The sequence below is a fragment of the Gordonia sp. SID5947 genome (assembly GCF_009862785.1).
GTDB lineage: Bacteria > Actinomycetota > Actinomycetes > Mycobacteriales > Mycobacteriaceae > Gordonia.
The window spans coordinates 3,813,768-3,837,932 of the sequence record NZ_WWHU01000001.1 but is presented as its reverse complement, the minus strand read 5'-3'; the positions used below and the strand labels follow the sequence as shown (position 1 = coordinate 3,837,932).

Here is a 24,165-nt window from a genome sequence, read left to right as displayed (position 1 = left end):
CGACGTCGAGTCTGCGGCTGGACGACAGCTCCGAATCCCGACCTGACGACGAACTCGATGCGGAAGTGCCAATCGGAGTGATCGGCCAATCGAAGTGATCCAACACTTGGATCGCCTCCGAAGTGATCGGCATCACCAGTATTAATGGATTGTAATATGATCCTTCTGAGGTGTCCAGTGAAACCTCGGGTGATATCGTTCGGCCGCGAATTGCGTCTGCTAGCTGCGCAAATATGGCCGCCGATATGACGATCCGCGTGTGGATGAGAATCGGACGGCTGGGCAAGAACTCATTTAAAGGTCATTCTAATAGTCCTTGAACGACCCGCTGCAGGTTCCTGCGAGCGGTCCCTACAGGCCGTCCGCGCCCGCTTCGGTCGCGCCGCGCAAGTGTGGCCATCCGGTCAGAACCGTCAGGGCAGCACCGACGGCGAGTGCGAGTGTCACCGCGGCGGCACCTGCCGGTCCCCCCTTGTCGACCGCCATGCCTGCGACCGCCGCGCCGACGGCGCTGCCCACCATGAGTGCCGAACTCAGCCAGGCAAAGGACTCGGTCAGCGAGTTCCCCGAGGCGAGTTCGCCCACCAGCGCGTACGCGCTGCCCAACGCCGGCGCAACCGGCAGACCCGCTATTGCCATCGCGACCAACAGAACCCACTGACCGTCGAGGATCAAGAGGGGAAACAGAGCCACCGCATGCATCGACAGCGCCCAGAGAAGTCTGTTCCTCAGACGTCCGGGAGCTGCGGGCGTCGAAGAGGCCCACAGACCACCGAGGAGTGATCCGACCGACAGCGCGGCCATCGCGTACCCGGGCATGGCCGCGGGATACCCAGGGTGGTCACCAAGGGCGGTGAACACCAACATCACTGCGTTGAACGCTCCGCCGATGAAGAAGAAGGCGATCGCGACGGTGCGCACCGAACTGAGTCGCCACGGAGAGGTTCCTGCGACCTGGCCGCCTTTCCTGCCCACTCGCTGCCCCCGACGTGACCGCGCCGCCCTGGACAGAGCGAAGACCAGTGTGCCCAGCCCTCCACTCGCGGCGGACACATAGATCGCGCCGGTCGGTCCCATGGCGGCGTTCGCGGCCACGACGATCAGCGGAGCCCCGAGGAAGATGATTTCCTGGAGCAAGGCATCGAGCGTCAGCGCACGTTCGCGCAGCGACTGCGAACCCAACAAGGCCGGCCACGCGGTCCGCACACACGCCGGAATAGGAGGGAAGAGGGCGCCCCCAACGCCGCCACCACTGCCGTCATCACGAACATGTGGCGGTCGGCGAACGGGATGATCAGCAACGAGGCGACCGGCGATGCGATTGCCAGCGGCAGCAAGACCGGCGTCTGCCCGAACCTGTCGATGATGCGGGCCAGCACCGGGCCCATCAGCGCGGCGCACGTTGTGCTGATCGCGACGATGGATCCGATCTCCAGATAGCCGAACCCGCTGGCTCGCAGGAACAGCACGACCACCAGGCCAGCCGTGCCGAGTGGGATGCGCCCCACCAGTCCCGCGAGAACCGGCACAATTGCGCCATCGGCTGACAACGGTTCGAGTTGTGCTCTGGCGCGCGCCCGCAATCCTATTGAGAGCTCACCGGTCGACACCATCTGATCGCATTCCTCACCGCATCGGAGAGCATCGAGTGACGCCCTACCGGCAGCAGTTTCCAGTGGATTGAACTCGGGTGTGTCTCCCGTGCCTACAGATCGTCGCGACTCGCGAGATCACGCGGCAGAAACATCATTGGGAGACGACACAACTCAGCGGTCGGCCAGCAAGGCCTTCGTCTCGAGGAATTCCTCCAGGCCGTACACGCCGTTCTCACGTCCATTCCCGGATTGCCGATAGCCCCCGAACGGCACGCCGGTCCCATAGCCGCTGCCGTTGATACGCACCATGCCGACCCGCAGCCGGCGTGCCACCCGTTCCGCTCGCTGGGCGTCCGCCGACCACACGCCGCCGGCGAGCCCGTAGACAGAGTCGTTTGCGATCTCGATCGCTTCGGCCTCGGTGTCGTAGGGAAGGATTGACAGCACCGGGCCGAAGATCTCCTCCTGAGCGATCGACATGCCCGTCTGTACATCCGAAAACACCGTGGGCGCAACAAAATACCCGCGATCAAAGCCCTCGGGCCGGTCCGCGCCGCCGATGAGCAGCCGAGCGCCTTCCTCGACACCCATGCGGATGTAGTGCCGGACACGCTCGTACTGCCTGCTGGTGACGATCGGGCCCACGCTGATCCCGTCGCCGTCCTCGAGCGGCCGCACGACGTTGACCTGCTCCACAGCCTCCTTGGCAATGCGTTCCGCCTCGGGCAACACCGCACGGGGCACCAGCATGCGCGTCAACGCGCTACAGGTCTGCCCGGTGTTGTAGAAGGCATCCGCGACACCGTCGCGCACCGCTGTCTCCAGGTCTGCGTCGTCGAGGATCACATTGGGCGACTTACCGCCCAACTCGAGTGTCACGCGCTTGACCGTCTTGCTCGCCAGCTCGCTGACTCGCGTCCCGGCCCTGGTCGAGCCGGTGAAGGTGACCATGTCGACATCCGGGTGCCCGGCCAGCGCCTCGCCGATCTCCGGTCCGTAGCCACTGACCAGGTTGAACACCCCAGCCGGCAGACCGATATCGGTACACACCTCTGCCAGGATGTACAGACTCAGCGGAGCCACCTCGCTGGGCTTCACCACGATCGTGCATCCCGCAGCGAGCGCCGGCGCGACCTTGAAAGCCACCTGGCTGAGGGGGAAGTTCCACGGGGTGATGGCGCCCACCACCCCGATCGCTTCCCGGGCCACGACAGCAGCCCCGATGTCGGAGTCGAACTCATAGTCCCGAACGAGCTCGGCGGCGTCGCGGAACTGCTGAATCGATCCGCCCACCTGGGAACCGATGGACTGCCTCATCGGCGTCCCCACCTCGCGCGAGATGAGCAACGCGAGCTCGTCGGTCCGGGCCTCTAGCCCATCGGCGATCGCCGCCAGGTAGTCCGCCCGGCGCCCTGCGTCAGTGGCCGACCAGTCCGCGAATGCTGCGCGGGCGGCCCGCACCGCTCTGTCCACGTCGTCCCGATCGCCTTCGGCGACGGTACCGATCGTCTCCTCGGTCGTCGGATCGATGACATCGATGGTGCCATCACCGGCAGAAGCGCACCACTGCCCGGCGATGTAGAGGTTGTTACGGTCGATCACGGATCTCACACCAGCTTGTGCGATGCTCATTACTCGTCCTCGATTACAGACTCGATTGTCCGCGTTGGGTTTTCAATGTGTGAAGGGAGTCGAACATGGCCAGTTCGAAGAACTCGATCTGGGCGCAGTCCAGCAACCTGGATGCCGCGATCGCCGCTTCGGTCTGCGTCAACGGATCCTCGTCACGGAACGGCTGCAGCTCTGGATGGTCCTCCAGGACCGCCGCATAGTCCCGCAACGCGCGAACCAACGCATCCTGCACGGCAACCGGATCGAGGATCTGGCCCTCGGATGATCTGTTCTCAGCTGACATAGATGTCATCACCGTCATAGTTCGCCTCGATGCGCCGCAGCCGATACTTCGGATCGGCGGCACACACGCCGTCTTCGATCTTGAACTCGACTCCGTGCCAGGGGCACACGATCCGCCATTCGTTCTTGTCGAAGCGTTCCTCGATGACCGCCCCGTCGCTGTCGAGAACCGCCTCGACACGAGGCGCTAGCTTCCCCTCGCACACCGGTCCACCCATGTGCGGGCACAAGTTCTCGAAGCCGTACAACCGACCGCGATGCTCGAAGACCACGATCTCCCGACCGTCGACATGCGCCATGATCCGCTTGTTGTCGGCAACCTCGGCGCGTACACCGACCCGGGTGCGCTGACTCACAATGCTCACCAGTCCCACCTATCCCTTAGTGCTCAAACCGACAGAATCCGGGGCCGGCGGCTGCGTCATGGTGTCCGGAATCGGCAGATTGAACACACGGCTTGCGTTGTACCCCAAAATATTCCGCTTCTCGGCCTCGTCCAGGAACGGCAGATCCCAGATCCGTGACGGCGGATCCCAGTCCCAGTGCGGCCAGTCCGAGGCGTACAACACCTGCGTCTTGGCGTTGATCATGTCGAACGTCATCTCCAGATAGTCCAGGTTCGCCGCCTCCAGCGGCTGCGTGGTGTAGAAGAACTCACGCATGTACTCGCTGGGCAGCCGTTTGAGCAGCGGCGCCTCCGACTGGCGCATCAGGTACTCGTGATCCAGCCGCTGCATCAGGAACGGCACCCACGCCAGCCCGCCCTCGATCATCAGGATCTTCAGGTTCGGGTACCGCTCCGGCATACCGTTGATGACCCAGTTGGTCGTCTGGATGATCTGGAAGAGCGGGAACCCTACCGAGTGCACCGAGATGAACTTGTTCAGCTGACGTACCGGGCGATCCTGCGTCGTGAAGCTGGCGTGGAAGCCGAGCAGCTTCCCGCGCTCCTCGATCGCGCGCCACAACTTCGCATACGGCTTCGTGTAGAGCGGGTCGTACCGCAGGCTTGTCACCATGAATCCCTGCACGCCCGGCTTGTCCGCGAACTCTTCTACGAGTTTCAGGGCCTCGTCGGGGCTGCCGAGCGGGAGCGGGAGCAAGGTCACGATCCGCGGATCCGCCGGCAGGACCCGCTCGGTCGCCCAGCGTGCCCACGCTCGCGCCAGCGGTACCTCCAGGTCGTAACCGAACGTCCCGAGATCGAGCAACCAGCCGGGGAAGAACGACAGGAAGTTGCTCCCCATCGAATCCATCGCTTCCCGGCACAATTGCACATCACGCTGCGAAGCGGTGAGTTCGTTGCGCGAATCCGCCCACGACTGCGCCGGGTGGATACGACCGGCGACCTCCTGGATGACGCCGCCGTCGGGCAGGCCTGGAATCCACATCTGTCCGCGGCCGCCCGCTTTCAGAAAATGCTGCAGCACATCGCTTTCAACGTACTCCAGGATCTCCGCCCACGATCGTCGCTCGGTGTGGTGAAAATCCGCGTCCACGATGAAGACATCATCGAATCCGCGCTGCTGCGCCTGCGTTCCTGCGTGACGCAGCAGATCCGCATGATCCAGGTTCGTCCCGATCAGCGGTTCGGGCCCTTCGTACCGTGTATCCATAGCCACCGTTTCCAGCTCCAGAATCTATTCGATGCGATCACTAAGGATCACTGTTTAGACCTTAATGTGGGTCAGCCCACATGTCAATGAGAATCCACCTGCGACCACATTGCGTCGGGCATCGATGTGCGGCCTCTCCCGCCACTCCCGACAATTCGCACTCACTTCGCCGAGCCGATTGCCGCCGCCCAGGGCGCACCGTTGAAATACGGCGAACTCAGGGCTGCTCCGGCCAACCGATTGTTCACGAACGTATTGGAGTTCAGCATGAACAGCGGGATGGTGACGGCCTCGTCTGCCATCTTGGTGAAGATCGGCGTGACGCTGCGCGCCAGCTCCGCCGGGTCGGTCGTACCCACCGCTTTGGCGAGGTTCGCATCCACGTCCGGGTCCGAGAAGCCGAGCATGTTGACAGTGGCGGTCGGTCCGACGAAGGCCGGTAGCAGGCCGAGCGGAGACGTGTTCGTGAAACCGTCGAGATCCCACAGCAGATCGATTCCCGCACGTGACTTCTCGTCGTAGAACATGGTGTTCATCGCCGCCTGCGTAGCAGTCCTGATCTCGAGATCCACACCGATCGACCGCGCGGCCGCTTGGATGATCGTCGCTACCCTGCGATCGGTGTCGGAGTCCTCACCGATGGCCAGGACCAGCGGCCGGTTCGGAACGCCGGCTTGCTGGACCAGCTTTTTCGCCTCGTCGAGGCTTCCTGATTGGACTTGATCCAACCCATCCTGGTAGATGCGAGCGACATCGTCGGAGACCACCGGCGGCGTCATGGCGGCGTCCGGCAGCATCCATTTCATCGGAGTCGCCAGGCCGGGGAGCACAGCCTTGACCAGCGCGTCCCGGTCGATGGCCATACTGAGTGCCCGTCGCAGCCGGACGTCGGCCATCGGCCCTGTCTTTCCGGCCGGTACGAGCTGCACAAACGACAATGACGCCGTCGAGCTGAAGAACTTGCCGTTCGAGGCTTCTCGCAAGGATGGCGCCGTCGCGGCGGGGATCATGAACGAGCCGTCGACCTCACCTTGGGAGAGCGCCCGAGACAACGTGTTGCCGTTCGTGATGAAGGTGAATCGCACCGATCCGCTGTGCGCTCGGTACTCCGGGTCCCAGTAGTCCGGATTTCGCTCCATGTCGATCTCTTTCCCGGGAATCCACTTCGTGAACTTGAACGGACCCGTGCACATCAGACCACCGGATGCAGTCCCGTACGCCGTACCCTTCTCCCGGGCGAACGACGCTTCGGATACGACCGCTCCATTCCCGGCGAGGTACTGCAGGAAGATCGTGCTGGGCACCTTCATCTTGATGGTGACCTCGAGTGGACCGGTGGCCGTGATGCTCTTGACGTCCTGGTAGGCCAATTCGTAGTACGAGGCAACATTCGGGTCGATATTCTGACCGAGGCTGTAAGCCACGTCCTCGGCTGTCAGCGGCGCACCATCCCAGAACTTCACCCCCTCGCGGATCTTGAACACGTAGGTCAGCGGATCTGGATTGGTATAGCTCTCGGCGAGCGCCGGCTCCATCGTGAGGTCTGGCTTGAATCGCATCAGGCCCTCACACATACTCGAGTTCACGGTGTTCGGGCTGTAGTCGTAGGTGTGCGGCGGATAGAGGGTCGCCGGCTCGCCGGTCGGCAGATTCCACGTGAAGGTCGGGATGTCGCCACGTGCGGCGGGCATGGTCAGCAACCGTTCCGCCTGCATGGACGAGGCTGTCTCGCCGCTGCTGTTGCCGCATGCCGTGACGACAGATGCCGCCGCCACCGCGACCGCCGCCACACGCACGAGCCTCGACGTGTTCCCACGCCGGGTCCCGGAACAATGCTTGTACTTCAGTCCCTTGGGCATTGATCTCTCCAGATGGTGTCAGTTTTCGTGAATCCGCCAACGGCGATGGCATGTCGAGCGGGGTGGAACAACGGTCCAGGAAGTGGATTACATTGCGGCCAAGGATTTCCCGATGCGCCTAACGATTCCCTCATGTCGCTACGACCACCGGCTCACTCGCGGTGAGTCGGTCGTCTCGGTAGCGAGGGCCGCCCCCAGCTGCTGTTCCCGACTGCATCAAGGCGTTCCCGGCTCAGCCACGGCGTCCGCGTGACATGTCGTCCGCGATCCGGTGATGGAAGGTCCCAGTAGCTGAACATAATTCTAGAAAGAAACTCTGGATTCCGGACGGGATTCGGCAAAGCACTTATCGGGAGTTCTGCACCCCGTGCAGCGCGCTTCCGGGGCGAAGCTGATGCTCATCCGCCGGCCGGTCGGATACCGATGCTCCGGCGGAAGACATCATTCGGGTCCCAGACCGCCTTGAGCTGTTGCAACCGACGGTAAGAGTGGTCACCGAAGATCTCCCGGACGGTCTCCGTGGTCAGTTCCGATGTCCAGTTCGGCGCCGTGAGGTTCATCCCGCCCCTGGTCAATCCCGCCGCGACCAATCGTGTGATGCCGGTGTCGGCGAATCGTTTCTGGATATCGTCCTGCGCGGCATCTGTGTAGTAGACCTGGATGAGCAAGGAGTAGCCGTCGCTCTTGGGGTAGACGCTCGGCGGGCTGACCTCCCGGCTGACGCCGAAGGCCTTGCTCCCGAACTCGACCATGCGGCCACTGCGTACGGCATCGGGCGCCTTGTCCATCTCGCCGGCCAGATCGAGCAGGATATCCGCCAATCCGGGGGCGCTGATGGTGTCGAACTCGCATCCGGCCAGGTATGCCCGCGAGTACGTGGTGGATACCGCGAGCCCATCTGGTCCGGTGTTCGGGGACGAGTCATCGGGATGGAACAACTCGGGGTATGTGCACGACCGGTGTTGCTGGGTGAGGGGCACACCGATGGAACTCAGTAGATCGAGGTCCAACTCGTACTGGTCTGCGCTGCCGACGTGCGTGTACTCGACCACGAACTCGGTCTGCCCACCAGGCGGCGCCATGAGCAGCCCGTGCCACATGCAGTCTTCGGAGATCTGCCGGTCCCGTGCTTCCAGGCGAGCGACGACCTGCGGCAGCGTCTCGACAGCGAATGTGAACGACCCGGTGTGCACGACCTCCGGAATCGGATGCAGCGCAACCTCGAACGAGGTGATTACCCCGAATGAGTCCCCTGCGCCACGCAGCGCCCAGAACAGGTCGGGGTCGGATGTCGCCGAAACGGTCAGCTGCTCACCTGTCGCCAGCATCAGGTCTGCGGACAGCACGTTGTCACATGCGTGTCCGTGCCGGCGAGACAGCGGTCCCCGCCCGCTGACGCTGGCGAGGCCACCGAATCCGACGTCTGCCAGCGACCCGGTGACCGCTGCGAGTCCGTAACGCTCAGTGGCCCGGGCGATGTCGCCCAACCTGGCTCCCGGCCTGATCCGCGCGGTACGGCGGGCCGCATCGACATGGACGTCGCGCAGCTGGGACACATCGATGACGACGCCGTCATCCACTGTCGACAAACCGCGGAAACTGTGTCCGCCGCTGCGCACCGCGACCGGCAGCGCCGCGGTCCGCGCGTAACGCAGTGCGTCGCCGACGTCGGCGACCGAAGCACACTCGGCTATGAGCGCCGGCGTGCAGTCATGCCGTCGATCGACCAGCAGACGCCGTTCGGCGAAGTCCTCGTCATCCGGACCGAGGAGCCGGCCCTGGAAGTATTCAAGTGCCGGAACAGCTTCGGTGAGTTCTCGTGCGTCCGCCCGGGTACACGTATCGGATTGCATGGTCAATGGACATGTCTCCTCTGTGGAGTCCCGTAGGTCGGTCATGTCGCGGGTGGCGGGACTTCGCCCTCGACAAGGAAATGGCCGAACGACAGCGGATGGAAACTGACGAAGGGCTGTGTGGTGGGGACATGCATGTGCTCGCTGAGGACACGCCCGACTTCATGCAGGAGTGCCGCGACCGCCTCCTGCTCCTTCGGGGCCGACTCGATGCGCACCACTGGGGCGTGGGTGTGGTCTGTTCGCTCGGCGAGGGTGAGACCGTACTCCAGGTGCTCGGCCGGTTCGATCCAGAACGTCGTGACGTCGCGCGCTTCATAGCCCAGACCAGCGCCGACCACCTCCGCAATGGCTCGTATTGTCGCGGCCGTCGCACCACCGGCGGGACGTCGACCGATGACTGTGACGATGGGCATTGATCCTCCTGGAGCTCGAATGCTGAGCGCCCGGTCGCCGGCCACCATGGATGCGCGAGAAGTCATCTACGCATCGAGGCTCATCCACGGCATTCCGGGACCGCATGGAACGGGTCGGGCATGAGATTGAGCGAACATCGCGATCTTTAACTACTATTTAGTAGTCCTTTTTGTTCGACCAGTCAAGACAACCTCGGCCACGGTCTTCACCGATCGACGGACACCCTCCGGGCTCGAGATGCGAACACCGACAACATCAACGCCAACACCGAGATACCGGCCATCACCCCGAAGCCGCCGACGTAGGCGTCAACCAGCTGAGCGCCGGTCGAGCCCCCGCGATCCTGGGGCACGCCGGCGAAGAAGGCGTCTCTGGCACCTGCACCGAGCGAGGCCGTCAGCGCAACCAGTCCGATGGCCGAACCCAGCAGGTACGCGATGTTCTGCAGTGTCAGTCGGATTGCGTTGAGCGAGCCGAGCTGCCCGGGGTCTGCTCGGGCGAGGATGATCGTCACATTTGCCGGCAGGAAGGCACCCGACCCGAGACCCACCATGAAGGTGCACAGGCCGACGACAGCAGCGGGCTGATCCGTCGCGATGGCTGCCAGCACCGCTACCAGGCCCAGAGCGGTTGCCCCGCAAGCCCAGATCGCAATGACGTCGGCCCACCATCGGCGAGTGAGGAACCCGACGAGCAACGAGCCGGCGAGCGTCCCGACGGCAAGCGGCAACACCGACATGCCTGCGTGTAGGGGTGACATCCCTTCGAGTACCTGGAAATAGAGCGACAACGCGATCACGACCGCGCTCACCGACCCGACCGCGGCCATCCCGGCGAGGTTGGCCAGAGAGAAGGTCCTGCTGCGGAACACCCCGAGGTTCAGTATCGGGTCTTCCGCACGTCTTTCCCACACCACGAAGAACACACCGGCGACCGCGAAGACGACCACCGCGCACATGACAACCGGGTCCGACCAACCACGCCCGTTGCCCTCGGACAGTGCAGTCACCAGACCACAGATGGCAACGACGAACAGCATGGTCCCCGGTATGTCGAATGAGCGCTTCTGAGCGGGGCCACGGGGCAGATGCAGGATGGGAAATGCCACCATCAGACAGATCGCAGCGGCGGGCACGTTGGCCCAGAAGACCCACTGCCACCCAAACGCCGTGGTGATCAGCCCACCGATGGTCGGGCCCACCAACTCGGCCCCCGTCCAGCATGCCAGGTAGACACCCATGCCGAGGCCCAGCGATCGTGCCGACAGCACAGATCCGACGATGGCCGCGCTGTTGGAGACCAGCATGGCCGTGGCAACGGCCTGCAGTAGCCGCAGACCCACGAGGACCTCGATCGAATGCGCGAATCCCTGCGCCAGCGAGGTCATCGTGAACAAAGCCATCGACAGCAGGAACATCCCGCGCCGCCCGACGCGATCGGAGATCCTGCCGCAGACCAGCATCAGCGAGGTGCTGGTCATGATCGGGCCGAGTACCGTCCACGTCGCGGCGGCCGAACCCGCACCGAAATACCGCACCACTGCGGGAAGGGCAGTGCTCAGGCCGGTCAGGCTCAGGCCGGCCATCACGGCGGCGAGACTGACCAACGCGACGACTGACCAGTTGTCGCGTTCGGTGGGCTTCTCGCATTCCTGTTCGGGGCGCGCGACCTCGGTCATCGGTGAAGCGCCTTTCTGTCTCGAACCGCCCCAGATTGACAGAATATGATTCTAGAAACTTATACGGATTGTGCCGTCGAACCCCATCCGCGTCAATCGCAGCACCGGGTCAACCGCAGCACCGGGTCAACGGAGCACAGTGCGGTGAGGCAGCGCAGAACAACTCCGCGAATCATCGGCGGCATGGGCGGCTGAAGCATCGAGTCGGCATCGACCCATCCGACGCGAGCTAGCGGGGCGTCAGGCCGCCACCATTCCAGAACTCGGATCGCCACCACACCAACGGATGGCCATCGCGGCCACGCGCCGACGTCACTGTCGAATAGAAAAGGGTGAAACCACCGATCGAATGCCGCTCCGTCACGTCGAGTTCATATGCGGCGAGGACATCGGGCAGCATCGGCGCACCATTGGCACCGGACTGCCAGTCGATGCCCGCGAATCGGTCTATCCCATGCGTCGCGAACTGACCCGCCAGCGCCTTCTGGTCGGCACCGAGCACCGACAGTCCGATCACGGTGCTGGCATAGAGCCGATCGTGAATGGACGCATCCTCGAGCACCCACATCGCGACGTGGTTCGCCCCCAGGGCGGTGAAAGCCGAGACGGTGGTGCCGAACGGAACGCCGTCCGCAATACCCGTCACGATCGTGACCCCGGTCGGGAAGCTGCCCTTGGCGGCAGCTGACGTTGCTCTGCCCTCAGCGGTGTCCGTGCTCATGGTTCGTTCGCCTCTCTTCAGGTGTTGTTCTGTGTTGCTCGCCAGGCTTTGTCGTCTTGTCGGTCAAAGCTCGGTCTGCGCTGCTCCATCGGCAATCGAGGAGTCGACCGGTGGCCTGTGCTGCACCTCGGTGTAGTTGAGGTAGCTCCCCCGCCCGATCTCGACCACCACCAGGATCGATGGTTCGGTCAGCTTCGACGGGTATGGGGCCCCGGTGTATTTCACCGCCACTCGGTCAAGCCACTCCGCCGGAGCCGCCCCGTCGCGGATCTCGCGGACACGTCCGCGGACCTGTGCGCACTCGTACGGGTTGTCCGTGTTGTGGATCGATATGGCCACTCGCGGATCGGCTCGCAGATTCCGTGCCGCAACTGAATCGGCAGCTTTGAGAAAGACCAGATCGTCCCCCTCGACGTCGATCCACACCGGCGTCGAATGTGGAGCTCCGGCCTGGGAGACCGTCGCCACATGCGCATAGTTCGGGCCCGCGAAAAGAGCGCGCACGTCAGGATTCATGCCTAGTCCCACCGATACTGTGTCGGCGACCGGAGAATCAGGGCTCTCGGTTCGGTCTCGATCAACCAGCGTCTCATCTTGTGGAATATACCTTAGTCCAATAACTACCGCCATCAGGAGCGCCCGTCATTCCCATTGCTGTAGCGCTGGCCGCGAAATATCCAGTCCGCACATGGAAATGCGAGTTCAAGGGTCGGCAGAGCTGCGCGATGTCGCACCGCAGGCCGAGATCATCGGCTCACCGATAAAGGCATACATCAAAGTCATTCAAAGTTCGCCGCCCGCCGGTCATCCGAGGTCGGGCGATCAGCGTCACGCACGATGCAGTCCGGCCAACCCTCGCATGAGGTCGACCCGCCGATAGGTCTCGCAGACCGCGCCTCGACGCTGGGCGGACCGGCGTCGCAGAGTCAATGCGAGACGAACACTCGCATCGACCTCGTCCAATCTCGCGCGGCGACGCGCGAGCCATTCCGCGTCGTTCTCCTTCGGGCTCGGCGTCGCCCGGCCACCCGCCGCCGCTCGGCGCCCGGTTTCCCGCTCCCCACCGACTGTCCGCAGAACCGTTTCCCGGTCCAGGGTCAGCGTGACGTTCGCCTCGGATCGACCGTCCCTCCCGCAGATGGAGATGTCGCCGTCGACCACGTCGCCGACCGGCGAGTAGAGGAACGCGTCCGTCATGCGGTCGACCGCCGAGTTCACATCTTTGACGTGGAGAGCCGCCGCCACCGGCGGGCGATCAGGCACTGCCACGCGGGTGATGGCGCGATCATTGAGTGCGTCGAGTACCTGCTGCGGGCCACCCGAGACGAAGACCTCCTTGCGTGCCGGCCACATGTCATACGCACTGAAATCGCCGAACCGGCCGTTCACGTGAAAGACGTAGACCTCTGGATACTGCGCCAGTTCGTCTCGGCGCGACTGTCGCGCTTCGTAATACGCAACCATTGCCAGCTGCATCAGATGACTCGCACCCACCGCGCCGAAGGGTTCCACCACGATGATTCCCAGCCTGTCGTGAGGGTGCCAGGCGGGGAAGACGTCCTCGAGGCGACCGGGCCTGCCATCGATCGCGATCCCGAAGAGCTCTCGGCGCAATTGTTTGATCACGTGCATGCGAGATGATCTCCGCGTGTGCAGCCGACGGTGACGTCAGCCACCCGACTTCCGGATACCGATACTCCGACGGAACATGTCGTCGGGATCGTACCGATCCTTCAAGAGGGTCAGACGTTTCATCGAATTGTCACCGAAGAACTCGCGCAACGCCTCGGGAGGCGTTTCCGACGTCCAGTTGGGCGGTCCGACGTTCATCCCGCCCCGCGTCACGCCCGCGTCGATCAAACGTTGCGCGACGCCGTCTGCGAACGACTTCTGCGCCGCATCGTGGACCGGGTCCGTGTAATAGACCTGTGACAGCAGGGAGAAGCCTGGCCGCTTGGGGAAGACGCTGGGCGGAACGACCTCTCGGCTCACGCCGAACGCCAGGGTGTCGATCTGGACCATGCGCCCGGCGCGCTCGGACTCCGTCGCGCTGTCCATCTGGCGCGCCGTATCCATCAGAACTGCCGCGACGGTCTCGTCATCGATGGTCGGCAGCTCACACCCCGCCAGATAACAGCGCGTATAGGACGCCGAGGCAGGCGCGGCGCCCGCCGTGTCCCTGGGTAGCGTCCGGGCGGGGTTGAAGAGGTCCAGGTAGCCGCACGTGGTGTGGACATCCTTGATCGGCTGTCCCACCGTCTGGAGGATTGCCACGTCACGTTCGCGTTGCTCGGGAGACCCGAGGTGGGTGTATTCGACCGTGAACTGGGTCGTCATCCCCGGCAAGGCGATCAAGAGCCCTGTCCAGCAGCAGTCCTCGGACAACTGCGTGTCGACCTGCGCCAATCGCTTCAGCACGCTCGGCACGTCGCTGACGGCGAACGAGAATCGACCGCAGCTCACCGTCTCGGGAATCGGATGCAGCATCACCTCGAACGCGGTGATCACGCCGAACGAGTCGCCCGCCCCGCGCACCGCCCAGAAGAGATCCGGGTGCGACACGGCCGAGATCGACAACACCTCGCCGGTCGCGGTCACCATCTCGACCGCGAGCACGTTGTCGCACGAGTGCCCGTGACGCCGCGACATCTTCCCACGGCCGCTCACCGCGGTCAGACCGCCGAAACCGACGGTGCTCTGGGTACCGGTGACCGCCGCCAGGCCGAAGCCGGCTGTTGCCCTGGCCACATCCCACAGACGCGCGCCCGGGCGTACTCGAGCGGTGCGCCCGACACGGTCGACATACACGTCACGCATCGCCGAGAGATCGATGACCAGACCGCCGTCGACCGTCGACAGCCCGCGAAAGCTGTGCCCGCCACTGCGAACCGCCACCGGTAGGCCGGCTGTGCGAGCCAGGTTCACCGCATCCTGCACATCCGCGACCGAGAGGCATTCCGCGATCGCCGCCGGGACGCTGTCGTACCGGTGATCGGTGAGTCGTCGACGTTCCTCGAAGCCCGGCACGCCTTCGGTCAGAAAACGCCCCTCGAAATGCGCGGGTGCCCGTAGAGACGTCATTCCCGACCTCGATCCGACCGGCCGAGTGCCCAGCGGACGGCCTGGTCGGCGCTGTGGATCGCACCGTCCACCCAGGTCTGCCACATCGACGTGGCAACATCTGCACCGGCGAAGACGATGCGATTCTCCGGTTCGCTCATGGCGGCGAGGAATGGCCGCACACCGCCGGGACCGTCGGTTCGCCACGTGCCCTTGTAGTTCGGATCGCGGTTCCAATCGTGCGAATCGAACGCCACCAGGTGCGCCTCCGGCAGGTACTCGTGCAGAGCGGCCAGCACCTGAGTGCGATCCGTGAGATCTATGTCGGTGAGATCGTGGGCTCCGAAGGCGGTCAGCAGCTGTCGGCCCGCGCCGACGTCGTCGACGGACAGCACCTCCAGGAACGGCACACCCCAGCCGCGGCAGGCGACGGTCTCGACGAGGTTCTCCACGACCATGTTGACCTTGAAGCCACGTCCGATGTGCGGCTGCGCCAGAGCCTCGCGCTTCTGCGGACTCAACGGTGGATCGAAGGTGATGTCACGGACGGCATTGGTGGGTACCGCCACGATGCAGACCGAGGCGCGGAAGGTGTCACCTGTCGCGGTGCAGACCGACACATCGTCGCCCGACGTCGTCACAGCGGTGACCGGTGACGACAACTCGGTGACGAATCCACCATCTGCGACGACGGTTTCGGCGATGGCGTTGATCCCGTGCGGGAACCGGTCCGCATCGGTGGAGATCCGGTCCTTCACGCCTCCTGCCGCGGCGGTGCGTCCGAGCAACTGCAGGATCGAGGCCGCACCCGAACCCATCTCGCCGGCGACATATCCGCGGAGCAGATCCAACAGTGGTGGAGAAAGACTCTCCGCGCCCGCATCCTTGAGCACGGTGTCCAGATCGGCGTCGAGGTCACCGATGTCCTGCCGGTGCCACGGCACCTCGGGGTCGATCCTGCCGATCAATTCGTCTGCGGCGCGACGCAGGGTCTCCGCATCGGCACGGATCGTGTCGTCCACCGTGATGCGTTGGCCGGCGACCAGGAGCACCGTGTGCGCCGCGTCCTGCTGGGGAACCGTCGGTATGCCGTACCTGTCGACCTCCCGCATCACGTAGGGCTGCAGATCGGGATGAATCCATGTCCCGCCCACCTCTGCGAGGACATCGGTGCCGGGAACGGTCCGGGAGTACGTGCGGCCGCCGATCCGATCACTGGCCTCGAGCAGCACCGTGGACAGGCCTGCCGCTCTCAGGTCACGCGCGGCCACGGCTCCCGCGATCCCCCCTCCGACCACGATCGCATCGTAGTGTCGCTCTGTCATCAGTTCATCCTTTCCAGCCCGGCAATGGTGCGGCACTTCCGCAGCCGCACCGCCGTGCGCACAGACTTCTGTTCCGGAGACTCGAGATCTGGTCCGTCGCGCACCCATGGCGACCGGCGACGGTGTGGGTCAGCGGACGCAGACCCACCGGACGAAGTCGCGGATCGAGTACTTGGCCTTGGTCCCCTTCTCGAAGGATGCGATGTCGCCCGCGGTCAAGGTCTGTGGCTCCAAACCCTCTATCTCCATGACGATCTCGCCGTCGATCACGATGTAGGTGTCGTCAGCCGGAAAGACGTAATCCGGATCCTCATAGGGCCCGTTCCGGAAGTCCGAGAGCACGACACGGGCCCCGTGGTAGTCATCCCGACCATCAGGTCCGGGACGCACGACGTGAAACTCCGTGCCCCCGTCATCGGGCGCATCCGGCCCGGCCAGAACGAAGTCTGCGGTGTCAACTCTGCTGCGGTAGATGCGCGGCACGCTCGTCCTCCATCGGATTTGACAGGCTGTCGCCCGATCGCTGTGGCGATAGATTCACCGAACCGGTGAGATAACATCTAAAGAATATGCCTTTACTGGTGCGGTGGTCAAGACTCGGTGCTACCGTTCCCTTCATGATCGAGCGAACCGCACATCCGGTCGGCGACTTCTGTTTCGCCGAATTGTCGAGCAGTGACCAGGAGGGCTCAATTTCCTTCTACAGCAACCTGTTCGGCTGGGAACGTCGTGACGACCCCATCGGCGACGGGGTGGTCTTCTCGGACATGTTCGTCGATGGCCGTCAGGTCTGCGAGATCACGCCCCAGGACCCGGCCGCGCGGGCAGCCGGCGAACGGCCACAATGGAATTGCTATATCGCTGTCGACAGCGCAGACGATTCCGCTTCCCGCGCAACGCACTTCGGCGGAACCGTGGCGGTCTCGCCGAGGGACGTACCGGGCGCCGGCCGACTGGCCGTCATCGCGGATCCACAGGGCGCCTCTTTCCGGGTATGGGAAGCCAGAGGCCATATCGGCGCGAGCCTGCTCGACCATCCGGGGGCGATCGCCTGGTACAGCCTGGGTTCGCCGGATCCGGCCGGGGTGGCCGACTTCTATCGGGGTCTGTTCGGTTGGGAGCTGACCACATCCGACCACTCCGGCGAGACGCATGTCGACATTCGCAACAATGACCGCCTGCAAGGCTGTATTCGCTCGGTGGCAAGCGACCAGGATTCGGGATGGATCGTCAGTTTCGGTACCGCACAACTTGATTCGACGCTACAACGGGCCCGGCAACTCGGCGGCGACTGCCGGACCGATCCCACCTCGACCTCGCGGGGCGGATGGGCGCACCTCACCGACGCGCAGGGAACCAGATTCGATCTGCTCGGTATCTGACGTCGGTGCGGGGCGTCCCGCCGCCGACGTCAGTCGCCGGTCGCCACGACCGGTAGCGCCCGCCGGAAGACGTTGGCGGGATCGTAGCGATGTTTCAGCTGCGCGAGTCTGCAGCACACGTCGGCTCCGTATGCCCGCTCCATTCGGTGGAGGTCAGCAACACTGACCGCATTGAGGTAGGCCCGACCCATGCCTGCGGTCGCGGTGCGTAGATCCGCAACGCAACCGGTGACCCAGTCATCGAAGAAGGCATCCCGCGACGGATCGTCCCATCCCGCACAGACACTCAACGTCCAGCCAGGCGTCCGTTGTGCGAAGGATGCGGACACCGCCGAGTTGCGCACGAGCGCCTCGCGGTGTGGGTAGAGCTCCACCAGGCCGTGTTCGGCAGTGCCGAAGTCGGCGATGCGCTCGCTGTGCGCGGCGATCTGCCGACCCAGGTCCGCGGTCAGGCCTGCGCTGAAGTCTTCATCCCAGAATGTCCGCATGGGACGGGACAACGGATAGTCGTCGATCGCGAAATGCATGTCGCGGAAGTCCAACGACGTCATCTCGCTCGTCAACGCCGGCGGCGCGGCGGTACGGAAGGCGCCGAAGACTCGATCTGCCTCGTCCCTCCCGCCGAGGAACGAGAGGTTCACGCCGGCCATGACCCTGCCGGCGAAGTCGCCACTCTCCGGTCGGCGCATCACCAGCACCGACATGGTCACGCCGTCGCCGGCCTCACGACTCGTCTGGTCGAGAACCGGCAGCACCTCGCTCAGCGCATCCGGTTCATACATCAGGCGTGCTGCGATGTACTCGGTGGGAAGGGGATACAGACGCGTCACCAATCGGGTCACGACGCCGAATGCGCCGCCTGCACCGCGCAGCGCCCACATCAGGTCGGGATGGTCAGCATCGGAGACCTGCAGGATCTGACCGTCGGCGGTCACCAACTCGCCTTCCAGCACGCTGTCACACGCCCAGCCGTGTCTGTTGGACAATGCACCGATTCCACCATGCAGCGTGGCACCGACCACACCCGTGGGCGCAAAGACACCGGTGATGGCCCCGAGACCATGCCTCGACGCGGCCGACTGCAGGTCTCCGGTGGTCGCGCCGCCACCGAATGACGCTGTGCGGGCACGAGAATCGACCTGGACGTCCCGCATGGACGACAGGTCGATGACGATCCCACCATCATTGGTGGCGAAACCTGCCATGTGGAGTCCACCGCCACGCACCGACAGAGGGAGGCCCGCTTCGCGGGCAGCCCGAACCGCCACCGCGACGTCGGAAGTGTCACGGGGCCGCACGATGAATGCCGGCCGGCAGTCGAACCTCCGGTTGTGGATGAGTCGCGCCTCGTCATACGCGTCGTGTTCCGCGGTGATCACCTCACCGCGGAAGTCAGCATTCAATACTGTTGCCATGGAACTTATTTCGTGGCGTCTTTGCCAACGGTCTTGAGGTAGACCCAACGGAACGTCGAATCGACGATCAACGTGCAGTCGGTTCCGGCGGTGAGCACCACGATGTCTCCCTCGGCGACCCGCATCGGATCTCGGTCGGGAAACTGGACCGTCAGCTCGCCGGCCAGCCCGAGGATGAACTCATCCTCATCACAGTGGTACGGCGCATTGAAAGCCCCGCATTCCGCGATGCTCGCGTGCGTCATCGACGCACCGTCGGCGTCGCGGAAGGTGTGGTAGCTGACTCCGTGCTCGGTGCGTGTGTATTCGGTCGCGTCGGTCCGCGCGGTGTAGACGAGCGTCATGTCGTGCTCCATTCAAGTGTGTTGTTCGGTGATCACGAGCGGCAGCAATGGCGACCCGCACCCGCCGACACGTTGCCTCGGCGGGTGCGGGTCTCGGCGGGTGCGGGTCTCGCTCGATGCAGGCCCGACCCTGCGACAGGTCCGGGGCTATCCGCCGTCGCCGTCCACGGCCACCATGCAGGACAGGCGACGCATGTGGTCCTCGACGGTTCCGATCTCCCGTCCCAACGCCGTGAGCCGGCTGAAGTGATGACCCACGGTGTATTCCGCCGTGATACCGATACCACCGTGCATCTGCACGGATTGCTGTCCGATGAATCTGGCCGCCCGGCCCACCACGACCTTGGCCCGCGACACCGTCACGTCGTCGACGACACCGTCCTCCAGCGAAGCCGCCAGGTAGAAACACATGCTCCTGGCGGCTTCCAACGCAACGTACATGTCGACGGCGCGGTGGGTGAGCGCCTGGAACTGCGACAGTGTCTTGCCGAACTGCTTGCGCTGCTTGAGATAGTCGACGGTCAGTCGCAGCGACTCCTCCATGGAGCCGACCGCTTCGGCACACTGTGCAGAAACAGCGTAGGACTGGGCGATTCGGATGACTTCGGTCGCGTCGCCGCCGGCTCCGAGCGGCTCTGCGGTCACACCGGACAGAGTGATCTCTGCACCGCGGCGCCGATCGTAGGTGCGGTAGGGCGCCCGCGACACACCCGGCGCCGCGACATCGATGACGAACAATCCGACTCCGCCAGACTCCAGCGCGGCCGACACGATCAGGGTGTCGCAGCAATCACCGCCCGGCACAACCGATTTGGTGCCACTGATGGTGAACGTGCCGTCGCTTCCGCCGGCCTTGGTGGAGCACGCCAGGTCCGGCCAGCGCAGACCGGACTCCTCATGTGCGAACGCCACGAGCAGTTCGCCCTCTGCCAAACCGGGAAGGAAGCGGGCCTTCTGCTCGTCGCTGCCCCACCGACCGATGAGGAGTGCGGGCAAGAATGCGCAGTCCAGGTAGGGCTCGGGTGCCAGCCGGCGGCCGACCTCCAGCAGGATCGCGGCCATCTCCAGCGGTCCGGCGCCCAACCCGCCGTACCCTTCGTCGACCATCGCTCCGAGTACGCCCATCTCCGCAGCCTGCGACCACACCTCACGCCGCCAGCCGAGCTCGCTGCGCGCCGCGTCGTTGAGCACTTCCACACTCGGGTAGGCGCTGGCCAACAGATCGCCCACAGCGCCGCGGAACAGTTCTTGATCTTCGTTGAACTCGAGTTTCATCAGCCTGGCCTCACAGTCCCAGAATCGAGGAAGCCACGATGGTGCGCTGCACCTCGCTGGATCCGCCGTAGATCGACTTCTTGCGCATGTTGAAGTACCGACGTGCGGCATGCTGGGTCCAGACCTCGGTCCGCAGTCCGCCATCGGCGTAGATCGGGTCCGCGTCCCGTCCCGAGACATCCAGGAGCAGCTCGGTGACCTCTTGCTGGAGCTCGGAATCCAGAAGCTTCAGAACCGACGACGCCGAGCTCGGCTTGCCGTTTGATGATTCACCGACGACCCGCAACAACGTGATGTCCAGCGCGTCAATCCGGCACTCCAGATCGGCTATCCGAGCGGCGAAGTGCGGATCCTCCAGCAACGGACGTCCGCCCAGCAGTGTCGAGGCAGCGGCACGTTTGGCCTTCTCGATGTCCATTCGCAACGGGCGCACCGAACGGGCCGCGCCACGCTCGTTGCCCAGCAGGAACTTTGCGTAGTCCCAACCCTTGTTCTCCTCGCCGACCAGGTTCTCCGCCGGTACCCGCACGTTGTCGAAGAAGACCTCGTTGACCTCGTGATACCCGTCGATCAACTCGATGGGACGCACCGTTATCCCGGGCGTCTTCATGTCGACCAGTATGAAAGAAATGCCCTGCTGGCGCTTCGGAGCGTTCGGATCTGTGCGAACCAAACAGAAAATCCAGTCCGCCAGATGCGCTTCGCTCGTCCAGGTCTTCTGGCCGTTGAGCACATAGTCCGACCCGTCCCGAACCGCGCGCATCTTGACCGCGGCGAGATCAGAACCGGCTTCGGGTTCCGAAAACCCCTGAGCCCACCAGATGTCCAGGTTGGCGGTCGGTGGGATGAACTTCTCCTGCTGTTCCGGGCTACCGAACTCGATGAGGAGCGGCCCGACCAGCGTGGTGTTGAACGTGTTGGGCATCGGGCTCGATGCGCGGTGCAACTCGTCGAGCCAGATGTGGAACTGCAGCGGCGTCCAGTCCTTGCCGCCGAACTCGACCGACCAGTTCGGAGAGGCGAGTCCACCGTCGTTCAGGATCCGATGAGCCGCCACCATCTCGTCGCGGCTCAGCTCCACCCCGGCGCGCACCTTGTCCCGCAGTTGAATCGGCATCTCGGTGGTGAAAAAGGTTCGCAGCTCGTCGCGGAACTGCTGCTCTTCGGGAGTCAGCGTGAGCTTCATGATTGCCTCCAGGTGATGAGTGCATCCAGCGCCTCGATACGCTCGGCCGTGGCGGACAGCGGATTGATCTCCAGTGACTCGAGATCATCGCCCAGCCGGCAGGCAAGGTCGGCGACCTTGCCGATCACATTCGCCAGCGTGGTGATGTCGACGGGTGCACTACCTCGCACCCCCTCCAGCAACCGGTACGCGCGCAGTCGCTGCAATGCCTGGCGGATGTCCACCTCATCGACGGGGAGCACGAGATGTGAGACGTCCTTCAATATCTCGACCCAGATGCCCCCCATCCCGAGGACCATCGTCAAGCCCCAGCTCGGGTCGCGGACGACACCGACGATCAGTTCGACACCAGTCGACCGCATCGGCTGAACCAGGACCTGTCCACCCGCGTAGCCGCTCGCCGAAAGACCGCTCTGAATGACGTCGAATGCCGTCGTCACCTCGACCGCGTCCCGCAGATTCAACTGGACGCCACCGATATCGCTCTTGTGGCCCAGCCCTTCGGCGGCCGCCTTCAGCACCACCGGGAAGCCCATGCCCTCGGCGGCGGCAACAGCGTCGGCCGCACTACCCACCAACTCCGACGGGACCATCGGGATTCCTTGTGAGGCAAGAAGTCTGGCGGCGCGATGCTCGGCCCAGACACCGGTGGTCTCGCCGTCCAACACGATCGGTTCGTCGATGGTGGCGGAGACGCTGCGTTCCCGGGCGCGGGTTGTCAGTTGCTGCGCCCGCGCCACCGCACCGAAGGCCGTCATCGCATTGTCGATGCCTGCGACATAACGGAACCCGTACTTCGCCTGGACCTCCAGCCCCTGCTCGGTGGTGTCCCCGATGACGGTGGCGAGAATGGCGGAAGGAATCGGCGAACGGGCCATCATCGGCGCCAGCGGAGCCACGATCGCGTCGATCTCATCCCAGGCGGTCTTCGACGTGGACCGCGGGAAGCTGTTGAGCAATACCACCATGTCGTAACCACCGTCCTCGATCACCACCTCGTAGGCCCGGGCCAGCAACGTCGGGTCGACCGAGATGTACCCGGTGATGTCGAGGGGGTTCTGCGGCGTCGCGAAGTCCGGAAGGATCGCCCTGAGGCGCTGTACCGTCTCGGGTTTGAACGCCGGAAGCTGCACTCCCTCGTCCGCCGCCCGGTCGGCCATGATCTCCGAAGCACCTCCGGAGGGAGTCACGATGGCCATCCGGTCGCCCGCCGGCATACCGACCTCAGACAGCAGATAAGCGGTGTAGAGCAGGTCCTCCACACTGCGCACCCGGACGATGCCGAGCTGACGGAAGGCTGCGTCGGCCACCTGGTCATCACCGACGAGCGCGCCCGTATGCGCTTGTGCCGTATGGGCAGCGAGCTCGCTCGTCCCGATCTTCAGTACAACCACCGGCTTGCCCACCGCCGCCGCCCGCATCGCGACCTGACGGAACCGTTCGGGATCTCGGACAGTCTCGAGGAAGAGCGCGATGACCTTGGTTGCCGGGTCGTCGATCAGGTAGTCCATCACATCGGTGACGGTCAGCACGGTCTCGTTACCCATCGACGTCAGCAAGCTCAGGCCGACATTGTGCGCATGCGAGAAGTTCAGGAAGGCAGACGCCAGTGCGCCGCTCTGCAGGACGACGCCCACGCCTCCCGCGATGAGCGGGGTCGGCACCGGCAGACCGTATGGCGCGGTGTTCGCAGTCACGTTGATGTAGCCGACCCCGTTGGGTCCCAGGATCGTCAGTCCGTGTTCACGGGCGAGTTCGCGCAACTCGGCCTCGCGACGGTGGCCCTCTCCCCCGACCTCGCCGAATCCCGCCGTCAGCACGACGAAGTTCCGGATACCCAGGGCTGCGGCCTCGAGCAGCACCGCCGTCACAGCCGGTGTCGGGACCATCACGTAGACGACGTCGACCTTGACGCCGATCTCGGCGAGCGTCTGAAAAGCCTTCTGGCCCAGGATTGTTCCACCGCGGGGGTTGACGAGGTAGAGATCGCCGTCATAGCCGAATTCGGTCAGGTGGGAGACGATGTACTGTGCCCAGGTGGATTTCTCGGATGCGCCCACCAGAGCGATCGACCGGGGCTCGAAGAGCGCGCGCACGGATGCCGGATCCGCTCCGCTCTGACTGTTCATCGGGTCACCTTTCGGAAGCACGGGAGCGTGGGACCGTCATCGATCCCCAGGTCGGAGAAGACCACCTCTGCCCGATCACCGATCGCCACCTCGTCGGTGTCGATGATTCGGGTCATCATCCGCGGACCTTCTTCGAGATCCACCAAGGCGACGATGTAGGGAACCTGATCGGCGAATGCGCCCCACGTCCGGCGCACCACGGTGTAGGTGTACACGACACCGGAACCCGACGCGGTGAACCAGTCGAGCCGATCGGAATGACAGAACGGACAGAGCGCACGCGGGAAGAAGACCGCCTTGTCGCAGTCCGCGCATCGCTGCAAGCGGAGTTCGCCCTCCTGCACTCCGTCCCAGAACGGCACCGTTTCCGGGCTCGTGGCGAATTGTGACATCTGA

General features: G+C 64.3%; 23 protein-coding genes. 1 reads left to right on the top strand and 22 read right to left on the bottom strand.

Features of this window, described 5'->3' with window-relative positions; translation table 11 throughout:
• Positions 1-351: 351 nt before the first annotated feature.
• From GTV32_RS17520 to GTV32_RS17445, 16 genes are all read right to left on the bottom strand, one after another.
• On the bottom strand, positions 352-1,185 hold the full coding sequence (locus tag GTV32_RS17520; RefSeq protein ID WP_161061399.1) for an MFS transporter: 834 nt from the start codon (positions 1,183-1,185) through the stop codon (positions 352-354).
• On the bottom strand, positions 1,149-1,610 hold the full coding sequence (locus GTV32_RS17515; protein WP_161061398.1) for a hypothetical protein: 462 nt from the start codon (positions 1,608-1,610) through the stop codon (positions 1,149-1,151). Before GTV32_RS17515 ends, GTV32_RS17520 begins: the two co-directional genes overlap by 37 nt.
• Before the next feature lie 156 nt (positions 1,611-1,766).
• Positions 1,767-3,206, bottom strand: a complete 1,440-nt coding sequence (locus tag GTV32_RS17510) for an aldehyde dehydrogenase family protein (protein WP_343287454.1) — start codon at positions 3,204-3,206, stop codon at positions 1,767-1,769.
• 34 nt (positions 3,207-3,240) lie between these two features.
• The gene (locus GTV32_RS17505; RefSeq protein ID WP_161061397.1) at positions 3,241-3,510 is read right to left on the bottom strand and encodes a hypothetical protein; all 270 of its coding nucleotides are present in this window, start codon (positions 3,508-3,510) and stop codon (positions 3,241-3,243) included.
• Positions 3,500-3,874 (bottom strand): Rieske (2Fe-2S) protein, encoded by a 375-nt coding sequence (locus GTV32_RS17500; RefSeq protein WP_161061396.1) that lies wholly within the window; start codon positions 3,872-3,874, stop codon positions 3,500-3,502. Before GTV32_RS17500 ends, GTV32_RS17505 begins: the two co-directional genes overlap by 11 nt.
• Positions 3,875-3,883: 9 nt before the next feature.
• Positions 3,884-5,125, bottom strand: a complete 1,242-nt coding sequence (locus GTV32_RS17495; RefSeq protein WP_161061395.1) for an amidohydrolase family protein — start codon at positions 5,123-5,125, stop codon at positions 3,884-3,886.
• Positions 5,126-5,286: 161 nt separating this feature from the next.
• Entirely contained in the window at positions 5,287-6,984 is a 1,698-nt protein-coding gene (locus GTV32_RS17490; protein WP_161061394.1) for an ABC transporter substrate-binding protein, read from the bottom strand.
• 398 nt (positions 6,985-7,382) lie between these two features.
• Positions 7,383-8,837, bottom strand: a complete 1,455-nt coding sequence (locus GTV32_RS17485) for an FAD-binding oxidoreductase (protein WP_237421924.1) — start codon at positions 8,835-8,837, stop codon at positions 7,383-7,385.
• Positions 8,838-8,878: 41 nt separating this feature from the next.
• Complete coding sequence (locus GTV32_RS17480; RefSeq protein ID WP_161061392.1) at positions 8,879-9,253, bottom strand: hypothetical protein; 375 nt, start codon at positions 9,251-9,253, stop codon at positions 8,879-8,881.
• A 206-nt stretch (positions 9,254-9,459) separates the two neighbouring features.
• A complete protein-coding gene (locus GTV32_RS17475) occupies positions 9,460-10,932 on the bottom strand; it encodes an MFS transporter (RefSeq protein WP_161061391.1) in 1,473 nt (490 codons plus the stop codon).
• Positions 10,933-11,161: 229 nt separating this feature from the next.
• Positions 11,162-11,653, bottom strand: a complete 492-nt coding sequence (locus GTV32_RS17470) for a flavin reductase family protein (RefSeq protein WP_161061390.1) — start codon at positions 11,651-11,653, stop codon at positions 11,162-11,164.
• 63 nt (positions 11,654-11,716) lie between these two features.
• The gene (locus GTV32_RS17465) at positions 11,717-12,169 is read right to left on the bottom strand and encodes a PPOX class F420-dependent oxidoreductase (protein ID WP_161061389.1); all 453 of its coding nucleotides are present in this window, start codon (positions 12,167-12,169) and stop codon (positions 11,717-11,719) included.
• 312 nt (positions 12,170-12,481) lie between these two features.
• Entirely contained in the window at positions 12,482-13,285 is an 804-nt protein-coding gene (locus GTV32_RS17460; RefSeq protein ID WP_161061388.1) for a hypothetical protein, read from the bottom strand.
• A 36-nt stretch (positions 13,286-13,321) separates the two neighbouring features.
• Positions 13,322-14,734: an FAD-binding oxidoreductase gene (locus GTV32_RS17455; protein ID WP_161062597.1), complete on the bottom strand. Its 1,413-nt coding sequence runs from the start codon at positions 14,732-14,734 to the stop codon at positions 13,322-13,324.
• A complete protein-coding gene (locus GTV32_RS17450) occupies positions 14,731-16,038 on the bottom strand; it encodes an NAD(P)/FAD-dependent oxidoreductase (RefSeq protein WP_161061387.1) in 1,308 nt (435 codons plus the stop codon). Before GTV32_RS17450 ends, GTV32_RS17455 begins: the two co-directional genes overlap by 4 nt.
• Positions 16,039-16,167: 129 nt before the next feature.
• Positions 16,168-16,521, bottom strand: a complete 354-nt coding sequence (locus tag GTV32_RS17445) for a cupin domain-containing protein (RefSeq protein ID WP_161061386.1) — start codon at positions 16,519-16,521, stop codon at positions 16,168-16,170.
• A 134-nt stretch (positions 16,522-16,655) separates the two neighbouring features.
• On the opposite strand from GTV32_RS17445, the gene GTV32_RS17440 reads away from it, so the two are divergent.
• Positions 16,656-17,420 (top strand): VOC family protein, encoded by a 765-nt coding sequence (locus GTV32_RS17440; protein ID WP_161061385.1) that lies wholly within the window; start codon positions 16,656-16,658, stop codon positions 17,418-17,420.
• A gap of 29 nt (positions 17,421-17,449) precedes the next feature.
• On the opposite strand, the gene GTV32_RS17435 is transcribed toward GTV32_RS17440, so the two are convergent.
• The 6 genes from GTV32_RS17435 to GTV32_RS17410 all read right to left on the bottom strand — a co-directional run bounded on the left by GTV32_RS17435 (position 17,450) and on the right by GTV32_RS17410 (position 24,161).
• Positions 17,450-18,835 (bottom strand): FAD-binding oxidoreductase, encoded by a 1,386-nt coding sequence (locus GTV32_RS17435; protein ID WP_161061384.1) that lies wholly within the window; start codon positions 18,833-18,835, stop codon positions 17,450-17,452.
• Between the two features lie 5 nt (positions 18,836-18,840).
• Positions 18,841-19,179 carry a cupin domain-containing protein gene (locus GTV32_RS17430; RefSeq protein WP_161061383.1) on the bottom strand — a complete coding sequence of 113 codons (339 nt, stop codon included), beginning with the start codon at positions 19,177-19,179 and terminating at the stop codon, positions 18,841-18,843.
• Positions 19,180-19,326: 147 nt separating this feature from the next.
• Positions 19,327-20,454, bottom strand: a complete 1,128-nt coding sequence (locus GTV32_RS17425) for an acyl-CoA dehydrogenase family protein (RefSeq protein ID WP_161061382.1) — start codon at positions 20,452-20,454, stop codon at positions 19,327-19,329.
• 10 nt (positions 20,455-20,464) lie between these two features.
• Positions 20,465-21,640 carry an acyl-CoA dehydrogenase family protein gene (locus GTV32_RS17420; protein ID WP_161061381.1) on the bottom strand — a complete coding sequence of 392 codons (1,176 nt, stop codon included), beginning with the start codon at positions 21,638-21,640 and terminating at the stop codon, positions 20,465-20,467.
• Positions 21,637-23,769, bottom strand: a complete 2,133-nt coding sequence (locus GTV32_RS17415; protein ID WP_161061380.1) for an acetate--CoA ligase family protein — start codon at positions 23,767-23,769, stop codon at positions 21,637-21,639. Before GTV32_RS17415 ends, GTV32_RS17420 begins: the two co-directional genes overlap by 4 nt.
• On the bottom strand, positions 23,766-24,161 hold the full coding sequence (locus GTV32_RS17410; RefSeq protein WP_161061379.1) for a Zn-ribbon domain-containing OB-fold protein: 396 nt from the start codon (positions 24,159-24,161) through the stop codon (positions 23,766-23,768). Before GTV32_RS17410 ends, GTV32_RS17415 begins: the two co-directional genes overlap by 4 nt.
• Between the last annotated feature and the right edge of the window lie 4 nt (positions 24,162-24,165).

Excerpts from the sequence above, each read along its gene's own strand:
- GTV32_RS17455 (WP_161062597.1), bottom strand. The coding sequence starts at position 14,734 with ATGACGTCTCTACGGGCACCCGCGCATTTCGAGGGGCGTTTTCTGACC.
- GTV32_RS17505 (WP_161061397.1), bottom strand. The coding sequence starts at position 3,510 with ATGTCAGCTGAGAACAGATCATCCGAGGGCCAGATCCTCGATCCGGTT.
- GTV32_RS17425 (WP_161061382.1), bottom strand. The coding sequence starts at position 20,454 with ATGAAACTCGAGTTCAACGAAGATCAAGAACTGTTCCGCGGCGCTGTG.
- GTV32_RS17480 (WP_161061392.1), bottom strand. The coding sequence starts at position 9,253 with ATGCCCATCGTCACAGTCATCGGTCGACGTCCCGCCGGTGGTGCGACG.
- GTV32_RS17435 (WP_161061384.1), bottom strand. The coding sequence starts at position 18,835 with ATGGCAACAGTATTGAATGCTGACTTCCGCGGTGAGGTGATCACCGCG.
- GTV32_RS17495 (WP_161061395.1), bottom strand. The coding sequence starts at position 5,125 with ATGGATACACGGTACGAAGGGCCCGAACCGCTGATCGGGACGAACCTG.
- GTV32_RS17450 (WP_161061387.1), bottom strand. The coding sequence starts at position 16,038 with ATGACAGAGCGACACTACGATGCGATCGTGGTCGGAGGGGGGATCGCG.
- GTV32_RS17410 (WP_161061379.1), bottom strand. The coding sequence starts at position 24,161 with ATGTCACAATTCGCCACGAGCCCGGAAACGGTGCCGTTCTGGGACGGA.
- GTV32_RS17420 (WP_161061381.1), bottom strand. The coding sequence starts at position 21,640 with ATGAAGCTCACGCTGACTCCCGAAGAGCAGCAGTTCCGCGACGAGCTG.
- GTV32_RS17490 (WP_161061394.1), bottom strand. The coding sequence starts at position 6,984 with ATGCCCAAGGGACTGAAGTACAAGCATTGTTCCGGGACCCGGCGTGGG.
- GTV32_RS17415 (WP_161061380.1), bottom strand. The coding sequence starts at position 23,769 with ATGAACAGTCAGAGCGGAGCGGATCCGGCATCCGTGCGCGCGCTCTTC.
- GTV32_RS17440 (WP_161061385.1), top strand. The coding sequence starts at position 16,656 with ATGATCGAGCGAACCGCACATCCGGTCGGCGACTTCTGTTTCGCCGAA.
- GTV32_RS17475 (WP_161061391.1), bottom strand. The coding sequence starts at position 10,932 with ATGACCGAGGTCGCGCGCCCCGAACAGGAATGCGAGAAGCCCACCGAA.
- GTV32_RS17430 (WP_161061383.1), bottom strand. The coding sequence starts at position 19,179 with ATGACGCTCGTCTACACCGCGCGGACCGACGCGACCGAATACACACGC.
- GTV32_RS17460 (WP_161061388.1), bottom strand. The coding sequence starts at position 13,285 with ATGCACGTGATCAAACAATTGCGCCGAGAGCTCTTCGGGATCGCGATC.
- GTV32_RS17485 (WP_237421924.1), bottom strand. The coding sequence starts at position 8,837 with ATGCAATCCGATACGTGTACCCGGGCGGACGCACGAGAACTCACCGAA.
- GTV32_RS17470 (WP_161061390.1), bottom strand. The coding sequence starts at position 11,653 with ATGAGCACGGACACCGCTGAGGGCAGAGCAACGTCAGCTGCCGCCAAG.
- GTV32_RS17465 (WP_161061389.1), bottom strand. The coding sequence starts at position 12,169 with ATGAATCCTGACGTGCGCGCTCTTTTCGCGGGCCCGAACTATGCGCAT.